The organism is Variovorax sp. P2_H12, assembly GCF_056403395.1.
The window spans coordinates 1-398 of record NZ_JBFUFO010000265.1 but is presented as its reverse complement, the minus strand read 5'-3'; the positions used below and the strand labels follow the sequence as shown (position 1 = coordinate 398).

Below are 398 nucleotides of genomic sequence, written 5' to 3'. Positions count from 1 at the left end.
CCGCCCCTGTGGACGCGTCGGGCGATGGCGCACGGGCGGCCCGGTGGCTCGTCCTGCCCTCGCACACCCTGCGATACCGGCTGCGCCGCGCCCGGGAGCGGTTCGGCGTCGATCTCGACGACCCCGACACCCGGCTGCTCATCACTTCCGCCGTCCGCCTCAGCGGATAGATTTGTCCTGTATTGCTACAACCGTTCACGGCCAAGGACCGACACCGATCCTGTCCCGTCCGACAGAGACCTGCGGGGCTCCCATCACCGACTCTCGCCATATGCCTCTCACCGCGCCCGCTCCCGGCCCTCCGTCCTCCGCGCGTGTCGCCGCCGCGGTCCGCCACGCCGTCGGCGCCGGGCTGCTCGGCGAGTCCCGGCCCGTCGCCGGGTTCATCGACACCGACG

At 72.4% G+C, this 398-nt stretch carries 1 protein-coding gene; it reads left to right on the top strand.

Annotated features, from left to right (window positions below; genetic code table 11):
- Nucleotides 1–8: 8 nt before the first annotated feature.
- Complete coding sequence (locus AC1DYK_RS36080; protein WP_327239372.1) at nt 9–170, top strand: helix-turn-helix domain-containing protein; 162 nt, start codon at nt 9–11, stop codon at nt 168–170.
- Nucleotides 171–398 lie beyond the last annotated feature (228 nt).